The 14,927-nt window shown below is 58.3% G+C and carries 17 protein-coding genes; 7 read left to right on the top strand and 10 right to left on the bottom strand.

Features of this window, described 5'->3' with window-relative positions; genetic code table 11:
• Window positions 1–2 precede the first annotated feature (2 nt).
• Both FIU93_RS28875 and FIU93_RS28870 read left to right on the top strand, forming a co-directional pair.
• Complete coding sequence (locus FIU93_RS28875; protein WP_075281801.1) at window positions 3–581, top strand: cytochrome c oxidase subunit 3 family protein; 579 nt, start codon at window positions 3–5, stop codon at window positions 579–581.
• A gap of 6 nt (window positions 582–587) precedes the next feature.
• Window positions 588–860: a nitric oxide reductase F protein gene (locus FIU93_RS28870; protein WP_152507808.1), complete on the top strand. Its 273-nt coding sequence runs from the start codon at window positions 588–590 to the stop codon at window positions 858–860.
• Here FIU93_RS28870 and FIU93_RS28865 read toward each other — a convergent pair.
• Together FIU93_RS28865 and FIU93_RS28860 are read right to left on the bottom strand one after the other, a co-directional pair.
• The gene (locus FIU93_RS28865) at window positions 850–1,407 is read right to left on the bottom strand and encodes a DUF4202 domain-containing protein (protein ID WP_152507995.1); all 558 of its coding nucleotides are present in this window, start codon (window positions 1,405–1,407) and stop codon (window positions 850–852) included. The genes FIU93_RS28870 and FIU93_RS28865 overlap by 11 nt on opposite strands.
• A 5-nt stretch (window positions 1,408–1,412) precedes the next feature.
• Window positions 1,413–2,117: a Crp/Fnr family transcriptional regulator gene (locus tag FIU93_RS28860; protein ID WP_023001484.1), complete on the bottom strand. Its 705-nt coding sequence runs from the start codon at window positions 2,115–2,117 to the stop codon at window positions 1,413–1,415.
• A 171-nt stretch (window positions 2,118–2,288) separates the two neighbouring features.
• Here FIU93_RS28860 and hemA point away from each other — a divergent pair, with 171 nt between their 5' ends.
• Together hemA and FIU93_RS28850 are read left to right on the top strand one after the other, a co-directional pair.
• On the top strand, window positions 2,289–3,512 hold the full coding sequence (gene hemA, locus FIU93_RS28855) for a 5-aminolevulinate synthase (protein ID WP_152507807.1): 1,224 nt from the start codon (window positions 2,289–2,291) through the stop codon (window positions 3,510–3,512).
• A 216-nt stretch (window positions 3,513–3,728) separates the two neighbouring features.
• Entirely contained in the window at window positions 3,729–4,112 is a 384-nt protein-coding gene (locus FIU93_RS28850; protein WP_023001486.1) for a cytochrome c family protein, read from the top strand.
• 83 nt (window positions 4,113–4,195) lie between these two features.
• Here the strand turns inward: FIU93_RS28850 and FIU93_RS28845 are convergent, their stop codons facing one another.
• Both FIU93_RS28845 and FIU93_RS28840 read right to left on the bottom strand, forming a co-directional pair.
• The gene (locus FIU93_RS28845) at window positions 4,196–4,816 is read right to left on the bottom strand and encodes a gamma carbonic anhydrase family protein (RefSeq protein WP_152507806.1); all 621 of its coding nucleotides are present in this window, start codon (window positions 4,814–4,816) and stop codon (window positions 4,196–4,198) included.
• Window positions 4,813–5,331 (bottom strand): MarR family transcriptional regulator, encoded by a 519-nt coding sequence (locus tag FIU93_RS28840; protein WP_152507805.1) that lies wholly within the window; start codon window positions 5,329–5,331, stop codon window positions 4,813–4,815. The genes FIU93_RS28845 and FIU93_RS28840 overlap by 4 nt, the downstream gene beginning before the upstream one ends.
• Before the next feature lie 1,610 nt (window positions 5,332–6,941).
• Here FIU93_RS28840 and FIU93_RS28835 point away from each other — a divergent pair.
• On the top strand, window positions 6,942–8,048 hold the full coding sequence (locus FIU93_RS28835) for a glycosyltransferase family 4 protein (RefSeq protein WP_152507804.1): 1,107 nt from the start codon (window positions 6,942–6,944) through the stop codon (window positions 8,046–8,048).
• Between the two features lie 135 nt (window positions 8,049–8,183).
• Here the strand turns inward: FIU93_RS28835 and FIU93_RS28830 are convergent, their stop codons facing one another.
• Entirely contained in the window at window positions 8,184–8,756 is a 573-nt protein-coding gene (locus FIU93_RS28830) for a TetR/AcrR family transcriptional regulator (protein WP_023001490.1), read from the bottom strand.
• A 111-nt stretch (window positions 8,757–8,867) separates the two neighbouring features.
• On the opposite strand from FIU93_RS28830, the gene FIU93_RS28825 reads away from it, so the two are divergent.
• Window positions 8,868–10,058 (top strand): acetyl-CoA C-acyltransferase, encoded by a 1,191-nt coding sequence (locus FIU93_RS28825; RefSeq protein WP_152507803.1) that lies wholly within the window; start codon window positions 8,868–8,870, stop codon window positions 10,056–10,058.
• Window positions 10,059–10,127: 69 nt separating this feature from the next.
• Window positions 10,128–10,700, top strand: a complete 573-nt coding sequence (locus FIU93_RS28820; RefSeq protein ID WP_152507802.1) for a carboxymuconolactone decarboxylase family protein — start codon at window positions 10,128–10,130, stop codon at window positions 10,698–10,700.
• 73 nt (window positions 10,701–10,773) lie between these two features.
• Here the strand turns inward: FIU93_RS28820 and FIU93_RS28815 are convergent, their stop codons facing one another.
• From FIU93_RS28815 to FIU93_RS28795, 5 genes are all read right to left on the bottom strand, one after another.
• On the bottom strand, window positions 10,774–11,292 hold the full coding sequence (locus FIU93_RS28815; protein WP_152507801.1) for a nucleoside-diphosphate kinase: 519 nt from the start codon (window positions 11,290–11,292) through the stop codon (window positions 10,774–10,776).
• A 183-nt stretch (window positions 11,293–11,475) separates the two neighbouring features.
• On the bottom strand, window positions 11,476–11,922 hold the full coding sequence (gene rnk / locus FIU93_RS28810; RefSeq protein WP_152507800.1) for a nucleoside diphosphate kinase regulator: 447 nt from the start codon (window positions 11,920–11,922) through the stop codon (window positions 11,476–11,478).
• 352 nt (window positions 11,923–12,274) lie between these two features.
• A complete protein-coding gene (locus FIU93_RS28805) occupies window positions 12,275–12,955 on the bottom strand; it encodes an SGNH/GDSL hydrolase family protein (RefSeq protein WP_152507799.1) in 681 nt (226 codons plus the stop codon).
• A 29-nt stretch (window positions 12,956–12,984) separates the two neighbouring features.
• On the bottom strand, window positions 12,985–13,941 hold the full coding sequence (locus FIU93_RS28800; RefSeq protein WP_023001496.1) for an ABC transporter permease: 957 nt from the start codon (window positions 13,939–13,941) through the stop codon (window positions 12,985–12,987).
• A 2-nt stretch (window positions 13,942–13,943) separates the two neighbouring features.
• Window positions 13,944–14,906: an ABC transporter permease gene (locus FIU93_RS28795; protein ID WP_152507798.1), complete on the bottom strand. Its 963-nt coding sequence runs from the start codon at window positions 14,904–14,906 to the stop codon at window positions 13,944–13,946.
• Window positions 14,907–14,927 lie beyond the last annotated feature (21 nt).

Here is a 14,927-nt window from a genome sequence, read left to right as displayed (position 1 = left end):
TGATGCACGCTCCGTCACCGAAGCCGGATCAAGACGGCGACGCCGGCATCCTCGACGAGTTGCCCGGGGAACTGATGATGTGGGTGCTCATCGTCAGTGAATTGCTGGTGTTCGGTGCCGGTCTTGCCGCCTTCATGGGCGTGCGAATATCCGATCCGGCAGGATTTGCTGCCGCAAGAGCTCATCTCGACCCGGCGCTTGCGGGCATCAATACGATCGTTCTGATCACCAGTGGTTTTCTGGCGGCAAGAAGCCTGGAGCTTCGGCTTGCAATGAAACGCACCGCGGCGCGTTTGCACCTGACAGGTGCCATGGCTCTCGGCGGCTTGTTCCTCGCCATCAAGATACAGGAATATGCGGTCAAGATAGAGCAAGGGATCTCCACGGAGACCCATCCCTTCTTCACCTTCTACTACCTGCTCACCGGGTTTCACGCGGCTCATGTGCTTGCCGGTATCGTTGTGCTGGGTCTGGTTGCCTGGAAAGACGAACCACGTACCATCGAAACAGGCACCGCCTTCTGGCATATGGTGGATCTCATCTGGGTTCTGCTGTTTCCGGTGATCTATGTCCTGGGATAGCGAACGATGACCCTTCCCTCCGTCACGCTTGCGTGGATTGCGCTATTGGGCCTGTCGGCCGCTACCGTTCTGGTGACTACAGGCGGAACGGGTCATTTCAGTCCGGCTCTGTTCGGCGGAATGCTGTTGCTGCTGGCCTTCATCAAGGCACGGATCATCCTGTCCCGATATCTCGGGTTGTGGCAGGCGCCTGCCTGGCTGTCAGGCTTCAGCTGGGTGATAGGGTTCTTTTGCCTGCTGTTGCTGGTGCTTTACGTGGCACCGGGGCTCAGTCCCTGAACGCTTCGGCAAGCTGCTTCGGAAGATCGAATTCGGCAAGCACCCGGGCCCGTCCCTCCTCCGACATCTTCCGTGCCGTTTTCTGCACGATATCGAGCACCTTGCTGTCCTCGTGTTTGGCGGCAAATGGCGCGAAATACCATTTCAGGAACACAAAACAGATCACGTTTTCCAGCGCCTGCACGTCCGCGTCCCGCTTGAGGCCTTCCTTGCGCAGCATCTTCGCCGCCGCCTCGATCTCCTCTGGTGAATAGCCCGCGCTGGCCATGATTTCACCGACCCGGTCCGCGTGATGACGGGCCTGATCCCGGCGCCAGGCATGATAGCCGGCCTTGCCTTCCGGGTAGGACTGGCGCGGCGTGATCCAGCGCTCGATGTGCTGGCCCCTGGCCGCGACCTTCAACGGATCGGTCGCCTCCGGGTAGAGCCGTTCCAGCTCTTCGCTCATCCGTTGCCCATATAGAAGAGCCGCAGGCTTGCCGTCTTCCTGGTTGGGGTCGGCAGCGTTCGCGGTGTCGATGGCCGTCAAGGCAATGTCCAGTTTCATCATGGTCACCCCTTGGTCCAGGCATCCACCGGATCTTCTTCGGAGAAGGCCCGAAGCCGCTCGATATCCTTGATTTCCGCATGATTTCGATTGATGCGGACCCCCGCAGATTTCAACCGCGCAAAAGACCGCGACAGGCTTTCCGGCTTCATGCCGAGACGGCCGGCGATCAGGAACTTGTCGTAAGGCAGGGTTACCTCGCAGCTACCGCTTTCCTGCTCGCACAACTCCAGCAAGAACTCGGCAACCCTTTGCGGTCCGGTTTGCGCCTTCAACTGTTCCAGCTGCGAAACAAGGGAATGCAGGTGAATGAAGGTCGATGCCACAACCGACACGGCAATGTCCGGGTCCTTGCGCATGGCTTCCAGGATGGCCGTGCTGGGTATGCGCATCACTTCGCAGGCGGTTACCGCTTCCGCCGAAACCGGATAGGCAAGCCCGCGGAACGCGACCGCTTCACCGAAGCTTTCGCCCTTGGCAAAGACATTCACGACCGCTTCGCCTCCGTTGGGCGCGATCCGGTAAAGCTTGACCCAGCCGTCCATCACGATGTGGATTGCCTGGGCTGTCTCACCATGCAGGAACAACGTCTCACCGCGGTCATATGTCCGCCAGCTCGACATGCCGAGCACCATGTCTCGGATCTCCTGCGGGAAGCTTTTCAAAAGCAGGGAGTTCTGGGCAATTTTCCGCTGGCGGTCGGTTGGCATCGATGAAGGTCCTGGGCAAGTGATATGGAAGAACGTCTAGCCCGACCTAGTGACTTTGCACAATAGCAAGCGCGGACCATCGACGGATTCTTGCCTTTCTTGACTATTGTCATTCAGCCTGCCCCGCCCCGCAACTAGCGTCTACCGGACACTTGAGAAAGCGGGGACGTCATGGACTATCAAGCCTTTTTCAAAAGCCGTCTTGCAGACCTGAAGCATGATGGAAACTACCGCGTCTTCATCGACCTTCAGCGTAAACGCGGCAATTTTCCGGAAGCGAAGTGGACCAGCGGAGAGAGCACCAAAGATGTCGCCATCTGGTGCTCGAACGATTACCTCGGCATGGGGCAGCACCCTAAGGTTCTGGCAGCCCTGCACGAGGCGGTCGACCGATGCGGAGCCGGGGCTGGCGGAACCAGAAACATTTCCGGCACGACACACGATCACGTGCTGCTGGAAGCCGAACTCGCCGATCTGCATGGCAAGGAAGCCGCCCTGGTGTTTACATCCGGTTACGTCTCCAACTGGGCGGCGCTCGGTACGCTCGCCTCGCAGATCCCCGACTGCATCGTTTTTTCCGACAGCCTGAACCACGCCTCGATGATCGAGGGAATACGCCACTCGCGCGCCGAAAAGGTGATCTGGAAACACAACGACCTGGAAGACCTGGAAGCCAAATTGCGGGCTGCCGACCCGGCAAAGCCGAAACTGATCGCTTTTGAAAGCGTCTACTCCATGGATGGGGATATCGCGCCGATTTCGCAGATCTGCGATCTTGCCGACCGATTTGGCGCCATGACCTACCTGGACGAGGTCCATGCCGTCGGCCTTTATGGGCCGCGCGGTGGCGGTATCGCAGAGCAGGAAGGCGTGATGGACCGCCTGACCGTCATCGAAGGCACCCTTGGCAAGGCCTTCGGCGTCGTCGGAGGATATATCGCAGCGTCTGTCGAACTTTGCGATTTCGTGCGCAGTTTTGCCAGCGGCTTCATCTTCACCACAGCCCTTCCCCCCGCCATCGCAGCGGCCGCAACGGCGTCTATCAGACATCTGAAGGAAAGTTCGGTGGAACGGGATGCCCACAAGGCCATCGTCGCCAAGGTTCGGCGGCGTCTCGATACGCTCGGTATTCCACATGTTGACAATCCCAGCCACATCATACCGGTGATCGTCGGCAATCCGGCCAAGTGCAAATTCCTGTCGGACACGCTCCTGGAGGAGTTCGGCATCTACATCCAGCCGATCAACTACCCGACCGTTCCAAAGGGCACCGAGAGGCTTCGGATTACCCCGTCGCCGGTTCACACATCCGGGGATGTCGACCGACTGGTCTGCGCGCTTCATTCGCTTTGGTCGCAATGCCAGCTGGCAAGACAGCCCGTTGCCGCCGAATAGCCGGAGGCTCGCTTGACGGATGTCAAGGATGTGAAAGGCGATCACCGGCTTTCTGGCCTCGCACCCTCACCATGACCTCGTCCGTCCGACAATGAGGCCTGGGGACGGACCGGTCAGGCCGGGCAAACTAGGTTTGCCCGGCCACCACGAAAACCCACCGCGGCCGTCCGCCGGCCGTATCGTCGGCAATGTGCCGGCAACAGGAAAGGAAACATCATGAGAAAGACACTCACCTGCCTTGTCACGCTTGCGGGTCTCTTCGCAGCGGCTCCTGCCTGGGCTGACGGCGACGCTGCTGCAGGCGAAAAGATCTTCAAGAAATGCCAGGCCTGCCATGCTGTCGGCGACGGCGCCAAGAACAAGGTTGGCCCGGCGCTCAACGGGATTGTCGGCGCGCCTGCAGGCCAGGTCGAAGGCTATAAATATTCCGCCAGCATGACCGAAAAGGCTGACGGCGGACTGGTCTGGGACGAAGAAACCCTGACGGCCTATCTGCACAAGCCAAAGGAAGTCGTCCCCAAGACAAAGATGTCCTTCGCCGGGCTGCGCAAGGACGAGGAAATTGAGAACGTCATCGCCTACCTGAAGACGTTTCAATAAGCGGACTGCAACGGGCACACCGGGCTCGCGCCGTTAACTCAGGCGCGGTCCGGTCGTGGCTTACCCGTCGGTAATTCCTGGGCTCAAAGGCCCGGCACGGTTGGTGCACCGGCCGCGGTTACCTGGCGTTCCCCCAGGCTTTCCGAAAGCCGTTGGGTGATGGTTTTCATCACGTCGGGAGCGTTTCTGTCGACGCCATAGACAAACCCCGGAAAGTCGAGCGGCTTCTGGATTGTCCAGATGGCTTCATGCTGGTCTGCCGAAAGGATCCGGGCCGGGTCACCGACAGCGACCCATCCGATCGGAACGGTCGATCCGGGTTCCAGCCGCGTGCGAAGGTGAACCGTGCCGTTGACGCGAACCTCCGACCCGTGCCCCACCTGCGCGCCATGGAAAACGGCAGCTCCGGTTGCGATGAAGACTTCATCCTCGATTTCCGCGCCGACAACATGAGTGTTCGGGCCGATCAGACAATGATCTCCGATTTTGCAATCGTGACGGGACGTTGCGCGGATCACGGCGTTTTCGAGCACGATACAGTTTCGGCCGATACGGATTGTGCTGCCGCCTTCCGCCACCAGCCGGGCACCATTCATGATCCTGCTGCCCGCACAGATTCTGACATCGCCCGCAACCGTTGCGTCAGGCGCAACCCATGCATCCGGATCGATGAAAGGTGAGGTGCTTCCTTCTGACGTGCTCATAGCCGCTCCTGCGCTTTCTCGATTTCGCTTGCCTTGCAGCCAATCGGGCAAACATCGGCGCTGCACAGGTTATGCTCGCACAGCCGGCAAGTTGTTCTGGCAAAGGATCGCGATGTCGTTGCCTCTTCAAGAACCCTGTCCAGCAGGAAAACGAACCGGTTCCGGTCTTTCTTGGGCAAGGCGCCAAGCAAACCGTCCAAAGCGGCCAGCCGGCGCCGCTGCAACGCTTCGGCCTCATCGCGACCGGCCTTTGTCAGGCTGAGCGGGGTGACGCGCCCTACCTGCTCGCCGCGCTTGATCAACGCCTGTCGTTCCAGCCCGTCTATCAACCTGACGGCAGTCGGTTGACTGACGCCGACGACCGTTGCGATTTCACTCGTCGTCAACCCAGGCTTGAAGTGAAGCATCGACAGAACGGCCGCAGCACTTGGCGACAATGGTCCCAGCGCCGCATCTGTCCGGTCGCGGATCAAAGTGCCGAGGGCACCCAGCTTGTTGGCGTCTATTAATTGCATAGCCTATGCATATATTAATTTCTCTCCTTGTCAACGTCCATGTCCGCCTCCGCCAATACAAACTCTTCGCGCTTATAACGCTACGCAAGATCCGATGCGCTGGAACAAGAAACGCCTGAAGGGTGCCCCCAAGAGGTCTTCTCCTCCCGAAGAATTCAAAAAGGCAATACCTCGGAGGCTTCTTCTTGTGTCCACTCCGAAGGAATGTCGGACAGTTTGAAACGCAAACCTTGGATGCAATTTCGTGCCGAACGGAGTGTCAGCTGGTTGCTGTGACGTTTCGATAAAAACAGGGCCTTCCCACTTTGTCTGTATTCGACGAACGAGTTGCGAATACATTTTCCGGAACACTCTGAAACCTGACTATTCAGTACGTGTCTTGTTCCACAAGCCTGACAAAGTCTAGCGCCTCGATAAATTGACCTAGGTATTGCGATATCTGATGTAAATCATTTTCTTCACCCAATTCACATCAAGAATTATTCTTGAATTACTGCAAGCTTCGCATTGTCAAACTAAAGATTATTTCCTTCCTGGAGGTCAATCGCGTTGACGAACTTTGCGATTAAAAGGTCTCAGGCCTCTCGGAAAAACTTTCGACATTCAAAGCTTTCCCTGCGTAGCGTTAATGGTGTATTATTTGTTAATATAGGGCGGATGGCTAATTATCATTTTTTTCTTCGCTCCTGTGCGGCAAGTTCACGTAGTGGGTTGGGCAACCTGACAGCACAGTGAGGGAAGTGGCATCGTCCGATCTGCGAGCATGGAGAGTGCTCGTAGAAAAATGCGCAAGACCACGTTTGGAATGGCAGCTATTGCAATTTGATTTTGGAAAGTTTCCTAAAAGAAAACGACATGAACACGGAAGGTTCTATTTCAATTTAGAAAATAACAAAGCTTAGGCAACACAAAAAGATCCAAAAACAAGTTGCTTCCTGATTGATAAAGAATGCCAACCATACGGTTGGTGGCAACGCTATATTTTTTTACAGTGTATTTCTCGGTGGATATTCTTTTTACAGCTCATCAAGGGCACGCGAAATCCACTTTCAGCGTAATACGTCCTGTAAATCTGTAGCCATAGATACTTCATACAAGAATAAATTTCGCTTCCAATTGAATATGGTGGGGTGACATGGGCAAGCTACATAGTAAACTTATCGGTCAATTATCCGCTGAAGCATTCCCTTTAAGACGTCAAGCCAGAAGTACGCGGACGAATGGAAGGGGACACATCAAAACTGCAGCGGAAGTCACGCTTGATACGGTCCGGCTTGATGGCTCTGCGTCGGCACTGACCCTCGGCAACGGCATTCACTGGGGTATCGCCGCCCTGCATGAGTGCGCGTGGAGACATGGGGCGACCTCCGGACCCCAAAGTCCCGTCAAGCAAAACAGGACCTGCATTTCGGTCTTCCATTCTTCAAATCATCACTAAAAGCCGATCCGAAGGGAAGCGTTACAATGACGCCAAAGCTTACCCGTATGGTCATCGTCGACGAGCATCAAGTGATGGTTGCTGGAGGCCGGGGCCACATCGCACATTCAGAGACTAATAGGCATCCGACATCGAAAGGCTTCACCAGCCCCGCAGCGAGAAAGGATCCGTAATGCGTGTTGTGTTTGTTCTTGCGGGCCTCGGAGCAGGCGGTGCTGAAAAAGTCGTCAACCTGCTGGCGCACCACCGCCTTGCCGCTGGCGACGATGTACATGTGATCGCCCTGAATGCGACCGATGCCACCTCTTATTTTTCCTATGACCCCAGGATTCAGGTCGAAGGGCTAACCCGCACCGGCAAAAATTCTCGGAATTTTGTCACCATGCAACGGGTAAAGGATCTGCGCAGGCGCTTTGCAAGGATCAGACCGGATATGGTCGTCTCCTTCCTGACCAAGATCAACGTCATCACGGTCCTTGCGACCGCAGGTACCGGTACGCCGACGATCATATCCGAACGCAACAATTTTGATGTTCAGCAAATGAGCCGCTTCTGGCGCTGGTCTCGGCCGATGGCGGCCTTTGCAGCGACCAGTGTCGTCGTCATGACGGAGCGCGCACGTGCAAGACAACCCGCCCGCGTTCGCAAAAAAACCATCGTTATTCCAAATCCGGTCACGCCGCTGCCCCGCGCCATGCCGCGGCCCGATGCAGGTCGCAGGGTGGTCGCGGTAGGACGGCTCGACCGGCAGAAAGGCTTTGATATTCTCATCGCCAGCTTCGCCCAGGTTGTGGAGCGCGTCCCTGATGCGGTGTTGACGATCTATGGCGAAGGGCCGGAGCGGTCCGCACTCGAAAAGCAGATTTCCGACCTTGGGCTGCAGGAAGCCGTCCATCTTTCGGGTGTCACGCAAGTTCCTGGCGAATGGGTATCACCCGGCGACGTATTTGCCCTGAGTTCCCGCTTCGAAGGTTTTGCGAATGTCGTCCTCGAGGCAATGTCGAGCGGGATGGCCGTTGTGTCCGTCGACTGCCCGTGGGGTCCCAGCGAAATCGTGCAGGACGGAACCACCGGTCTGCTCGTGCCGATGGGCAGCAAGGAGGCACTTGCTACGGCGATCACTCGGGTCCTTACCGACCCAGAGCTGCGCGGATCTTTTTGCGAGGCCGGCCCACCTTCGCTGGACCGCTTTTCCACGGCAACCGTCCTGGCCAAATGGGACGAGACAATTTCTCAAGCCGCAGGCCGTCCTCCATTGACCGTTTTTGCCGATGCTTGACATGAGGTTCATTGACACCAAAACGGCCGTGCATGCTTATTTCCGGTTTCACCTTATTGCCGTGCCGCCCTTGAGCGTAAAACAGGTCTCACACAACACAACGGTGAAAAGGCGCATGAGACGCCGGGGCATTGCCTATTTCGAGCGTCCAGGCGCCGGTTCCAGAATCGCGCAATCGAGAACTTCCTGGCTTAACGCCCCCTCCCCGACAGCCCGTGACAGGACAAGTGCCCCGACCATGCCGGTGATCAGCCGAATTGCCTCGCAGCGGGACTGGGCACTTTCGGCGCGAGTGTCGGTCAGCAGGGTGATGGATTTCTCAACAGCTTCACAAAACGCATCCTGAAGACCCTTGCCGTGACGCGGGGCTTCGGCCGCCAACGCGGCATAAGCGCAACCTGCGTCACGCCGGTCGACATGTTCCCGGGATAGATACCAGCGTCGTAGAGCGTTCAAAGGGTCGTCCTGGTGACCTTCAACAACGGATTGCCAGGCGACGAGATTTTCGTCCAGCGCCTGCTGTGTTGCTTCGGTGATGATGGCGTCCTTGTCGGCAAATTGCTTGTAGAAGCCACCCTGCGTCAGCCCGGCAGCTTTCATCAGTCCTGCGATACCGATCCCGTCGTAGCCGTGTTCCCGAAACTGTCTGCTCGCGGTTTTCACGACGTTCTCGCGGTTTCTGGCTGCCGTTTCCCTGCTGACACGCATTTCCACCTCCGTTGGCTGTTGGAATCGTAATTCGGATTACGATCCAAATCTATTCTTGATTTTATAAATTATGATCATAATCTAATTCAAGACGCCAACCAGGAGATACCCATGAGCGAACCCGATCCGATCGTTATCTGCGCCGCCAGACGCACACCGCTAGGTGCTTTCATGGGGGCCTTGAGCCCCGTAGCAGCTCCCAAGCTCGCCGCGGCAGCGATTGGAGCAGCAATTGAGGATGCGGGAGCTGGGCGAGACTCGATCAGTGAAGTTCTGATGGGCTGCGTTCTTCCTGCCGGTCAGGGACAGGCTCCGGCCCGGCAGGCGGCCCGTGCAGCCGGTCTTTCCGACCACACGGGCGCAACCACACTCAACAAGGTTTGCGGCTCCGGCATGAAGGCGATCATGCTCGCACACGATCTCCTGATTTCCCGATCGGCAGACATCGCCGTTGCAGGCGGCATGGAATCGATGTCGAACGCACCCTTCCTGTTGCCGCAAATGCGCGCGGGTCGAAAGTTCGGCAGCAGCGAGGTACTTGACCACATGATGCGCGACGGCCTTGAGGATGCCTATGAGGCCGGCCGGCCGATGGGGTCTTTCGGAGAAGCGGCCGCTGAAAAATACGGTTTCACTCGCGCCGACCAGGACGCCTTTGCCCAGGAAACGCTCGTCCGTGCGCAAAAGGCGGTGACCGGCGGTGCCTTCCGGGATGAAATCATCCCTCTTGAGGTCGCAGGCCGCAAAAGCACGGTCACTATCGAGGACGACGAAATCCCGGGACGGGTCGATCCGGAAAAAATCCCGAGGCTTCGCCCGGCCTTTTCTGATAACGGCACCATCACAGCTGCCAGTGCCTCGGCCAACGCGGACGGTGCCGCAGCACTGGTTCTGACCCGCAAGAGCTATGCGCAAGCCAACGGGCTGCCGCTGTTAGCAATCGTGCGTGGCCACGCGACCCATTCGCAGGACCCGGCCTGGTACACGACCGCGCCGATCCCGGCGATCCTCAAACTTCTGGATCGCACCGGCTGGTCTGCCGATGACGTCGACCTCTGGGAGATCAACGAAGCCTTCGCGGTGGTCGCAATGGCTGCCGCACATGACATCGGCGTTCCGCGCGAGAAGCTGAACGTCAACGGCGGCGCCTGCGCGCTCGGCCACCCGATCGGCGCGACCGGTGCCCGTCTGGTTGTCACGCTCATTCATGCCTTGAAAGCACGTGGAGCCCAGCGCGGCGTTGCAGCGCTGTGCATCGGCGGCGGCGAAGCCACCGCGCTGGCCATCGAACTCTCCGCCTGAACACTTTTGAACGCGCAGGACTAACGGCAGCGCATTCCCCCGCTTTCAAACTGACAAGAGACAATCTTCATGACCGAATTTGAAATCCACACAGCACAAACGGCGCCGGATCGCAGCAAACCCTTGCTCGAACAAACAAAGGCTACGTTCGGCGTCGTGCCCAACCTCCATGCGGTCATGGCGGAAGCTCCGGGCCTGCTGGAAGGGTATCTGGTTCTTCATCGGCTTTTTCTGGAAAGCAGCTTCACGGACGAGGAAAAGACTGTTGTCTGGCAGTCGATAAACGTCGAACACGATTGCCATTACTGCGTCCCCTCCCACACCGGCATCGCAAAACGCATGGGCGTTGATGATGCGGTCTCGGACGCCTTGCGCAACGAAACGTCATTGCCGACGCCCAGGCTTGAGGCGCTTCGCCGGTTCACGCTGCAGATGGTTCGCGAGCGCGGATCGGCCGGCGACCGGCAGATGGAGGCGTTTCTGGCTGCCGGTTTCACCAGCCGACAGGTTCTCGAAGTCGTGCTTGCCATTTCCCAGAAGGTGATGAGCAATTACACCAACAAGCTGGCCAATACGCCGATCGAGCCGTATTTCGAGCAATTCGCCTGGCAACGCACACCATCAGCAGAGCTGGTCAGCTGAGAAGGTGACGAGCAAAACCTATTCCTCGCTGTCGCCCGGCATACGGCGCCGGGTGACAGCGGATCGTGCATATTTACCGGTGCAAGTGAACGAGATTGCCCTCTGCGTCTTCATCCGAGCTGTGAACAAGATGCAGAAAAGGCCTGCCTTGCCGTCTGGCGGATATCGGACCTTGCGGTACAACCAAGCGAACGCCACCCATGGCTTCTGGTTGGTAGGCAACCCCGATCACCGTAAGTGTCCTGCTCTGACGACCGAAACCAGTGAGGTCAATGCTTTGCTTTTCCGACATGCCAAGCAGGGCCATTCCCGTTGTCGTCGTGATCGGCAAGGTCAGGCCGACAAGACTGTCGGCTTCATCGGGAATGACCACCCTTGTGTCGGGTGCATGATCGTCCACCTGGAAGGTCACGCGGCTGTTCATGGTGACGACGTTCACCGGGATCTCCGATGAGGGCACTACGTGGGCTTGCGCCAATTTCCGGCGCAGCAGGGAAACAAACGGCGTATTGGTTCGCGGACATTGCGACACCATTCTGGTCAGGGTCGCGTAGTCCTTGTTGGTGAAGATAAACTGCTTTGGTTCGCGCATGCGGTGTCTCCTTCGGCCCCGCTTTGGCGAAGGCCGGTGTTGGAACTGGTTTCAGCTTCAAGACTGTTCCCCCTGTCCGGCCGTCTCGGGTGCGAGAGACCGGCAGGGGCTAAGTTCCTGCGAGAAGACTGCCTGCGTGATCCAGGAAACGGGGTTTGTGAAACGGCGAGCCGGAAGTCATGACTAACCGCGATCCAGGCACTGCAGCTCCGAACCTCCACCGACGAGCGGCGGCTGGCTGACCGACACGACGGTTAGGCGATGCCGGCGTCCGTCGTTTGCGCACCAGGTGATCGACTGACCCGCGGAAAGGCCAATGAGGGCGGTGCCGATGGGTGTCAGGATGGAAATCCTGCCGTTTGCGATATCCGCGTCGCCCGGAAAGACCAGCTGCAGGGTCTTTTCGTCCGTAGCATTGGTTCGGAACCGGACGACGGAACCCATTCTCACACTATCGGCAGGCAACGCCCCGTCAGGGACGAGTCTGGCCCGGCTCAATTCGGCCAGGAGACCCTCCGTGACAGTTGGCAATCGTGTTTCAAACGAGGAAGCGAGGCCTTCCAATCGTTCATAGTCGGTCGTGCCGATGACGATGTCAGGCTTCGAAGCAAAATCAGTCGGTTCGCGCATAAAGTCCCCCTTGCCGGGTGCTTTCAGGCACCAATGGACGGAACACGTCCGGACGGCGGAGTTAAGTCTCAAGATGTGGTGATTTGTGCGCTTCGATGATCTTGACCGGCAGGACCGGTGCCTGTTGCATCATCTCAAGTATTTACCCCGAGGCTCGGGGCGCATGACAGCCGAGCCGGGGGCTACTCTCCCGCTTTGGGGATAGCTCTGAAATCTCGTTTGTAGCTGGTCGCGGCGGCTTTGTTCATGACGGGATAGTTGCGAAGAATTTCATGCAAAGTCAAGCCGCCCGCACATGCTTTGGCTACACTGGCGGGCGGCAAGGAGAGTTGTCAGGTCTGAACCAGGAGTATCAAGCCGCTTCGGCCTGCTGCCGGTCCAGGATCTCACGAACCTTTCCGGCAATGGCCTTGCCCAGATCGATGTTGTTCTGGGCCGTGAAATGAATGCCGTCGCAGCCGTCAGTGGTGATGTGGTCCGCTGCGCTCAGGAAATCGACCTTCATGAAATCGGCCATGTTCCGGTATTGCTCGGCCAGCGCCGCCGACTTTTCGTGGGCCCCGCCAAACATGCCCTGGAAATAGGGATGCGGCATAGGCGTCAGGGGCGGCGGTGCGACGACAAGGCACTTTGGCGCCGGATAAGGCGTGCCGATGCCGCCACCACATGTCAGCACCTGCCCGACCAGCTTCGACATGCCATAGGCAATGTCATAGGGCGTGCGATTGAAGAACGGCTTGGTGTCGTTGGTTCCCAGAAGGATGATCGCCAGATCCAGCGGCAGGTGGCTGGCAAGGGCCGACGGCAGGTACTGGCTGCCGTTCAGACGGGTATCGTTGGGATCATCGGCGCTCGTCGTGCGGGCACTGAGGCCTTCTTCGATAATCCGGTACCCTTCGCCCAGCTCGGCGGCCATTGCCCCCGTCCAGCGCTGTTCATACGGGTAGCGCATTGTGGGGGCGCCTTCGACGACGGGGATCCAGCCCCAGGTCAGCGAATCCCCAAAGCAAAGTATCGACTTTTCGTTTGCCATTGTTTCCTCCTCAAATTTTACGGAAAGGCTCAATTGGATCTGGACGTTCTGATGCCGTAGAAGATGGCGGCGAGCAGGATGATCAGCCCCTGGGCAATGAGCTTGCCCGGGTCATCGATGCCGAAGGTGGTCATCACCACGAACAGAAGGGCGAAGGACAGGACACCGAAGAACGGGCCCCAGACACCGCCTTCGCCCCGGCCGAAAACGACCCCGCCGAGAATGGTAGCAGCCACCGCCAGGATAGGCAGATCGAGACCAACCCGGACACTGCCGACCGCGATGGAGGCGGTTTGCACCAGGGCTGCAACCGCAGCGATGAAACCGGCCAGCGTGTGGGCAAGAATGACGGTCCGCTCGACCGGTACTCCTGAAAAATGTGCGGCCTCCGGGTTCTCGCCGACCGAAGTGACATATCTGCCGAACACCGTCTTTGAGAGAAACAGCGCCATCACCACGGTCAGGGCGAACCAGAACAGCACCGGAACCGGGGCCGGGCCCCATTTGATGTTGTAGATGTCGTTCAGGTAGGACGGCACGTCTCCGGGTGGTTTGCCGCTTGAAAGATACTGCACGAACCCGACCAGGATGATGCTGACCGCCAGTGTGACGATAACCGCAGAAACCCGGCGCTTGCCGATCATCCAGCCGTTGAAGAGGCCGATCGCGGTACCGGTTGCCAGACTAAGCCCGATGAAGAACGGCATCGACGCCCCGGGAAAGATCCCCGAGGAAATGAAGTAGTTGACCAACAGGATGATGCCACCGCCGGAAAGGTCGATGCTCTTCACGCGCATGACCAGCAACTGAGCCAGTACCAGCACGCCGAGCGGCGCGACCTGGCGAATGAAGATGCCCATGATATTGGCGTTGAGCATGTGCGGCCTGGCAATCCAGAGCGTGATCAGCAGGATGGCGAACACGTAGTATGCCGGCGGAACACGCAGCAGGCGCTGCAGGAAAGGATGCTTCACGATCGCAGACATGATCAAAGCCCTATCTTCTTGCGGGTCTGGAGCCCCACGACCAGGAGCAGGAGACCGCCCTTGATCGCGGTCTGGATGAAGGGCGACACGTTGGTGAGGTTCATGCCGTTGGACAGGAGCGCCAGGACCAGTGCCCCGATCACCGTGCCCTGCAGGCTGCCGATACCGCCGGAGAGCTGTGTTCCGCCGACGGCGACAGCCGTAATCGCATCCAGTTCGAACAAGAGACCGACATTGGGATCGCCCGAAACAATCCGGCCGGCCAGGAAGACACCGGCAAGGGCCGCAAAACACGAACAGGCGACATAGGCGAGCAGGATGTTTCGACGATCCGGAACGCCGAAATTGCGCGCAGCATCCGGCGTGCCGTTTGCAGCTCCGCCGCCGATCGCAAACAGATGCAGGCCGAAGCGCGATCCATGCAGCAGTTTCCAGGCCACCAGAACCACCGCGACACCCCAGAACACCGGCATCGGCACTCCGAGAAACGTGCCGCCGACCGACTGGATGACGATATCGGGCACGGTGCCTCCGGAAACCGGACGCAGGATGCGCGTGATACCCAGAATGACATACTGCATTGCCAGCGTTGCGATGATCGGGTGGACATTCAGCCGGGTGATCACAAGGCCGTTGCTGAGGCCGACCAATACGGCGAACAGGAAAACCGCCGGTATCGTCACGTAGCCCGGCGCATCAAGCGCCAGAATGGCCGTCGTGAAGCTGATGAGGGAACCCACCGACAGATCGAGGCCGCCCACCACAACCACAAACATCTGGCCAATGGCCGTGATGACCAACGGCATCGCCTGGGCAATCAGGTTGAAGAGGTTTTCAGAACCGAGGAACTGGTCGGTGCGAAGGCCGAGATAAATGCTTATGGCGATGGCGATCAGCAAGGGCAGCATCCACAAACCCTGCCGGCCGTTCGGCTGCGTCAACTTCGCGAGAAATGCTTGTGTCATGATCACTTCAATCTTGTGGGC

It is taken from the genome of Labrenzia sp. THAF35 (genome assembly GCF_009363595.1).
Classification (GTDB): Bacteria; Pseudomonadota; Alphaproteobacteria; order Rhizobiales; family Stappiaceae; genus Roseibium; species Roseibium algicola.
Note: the sequence above shows the minus strand (reverse complement) of the source record. Positions and strands in the feature narration are given on the sequence as shown.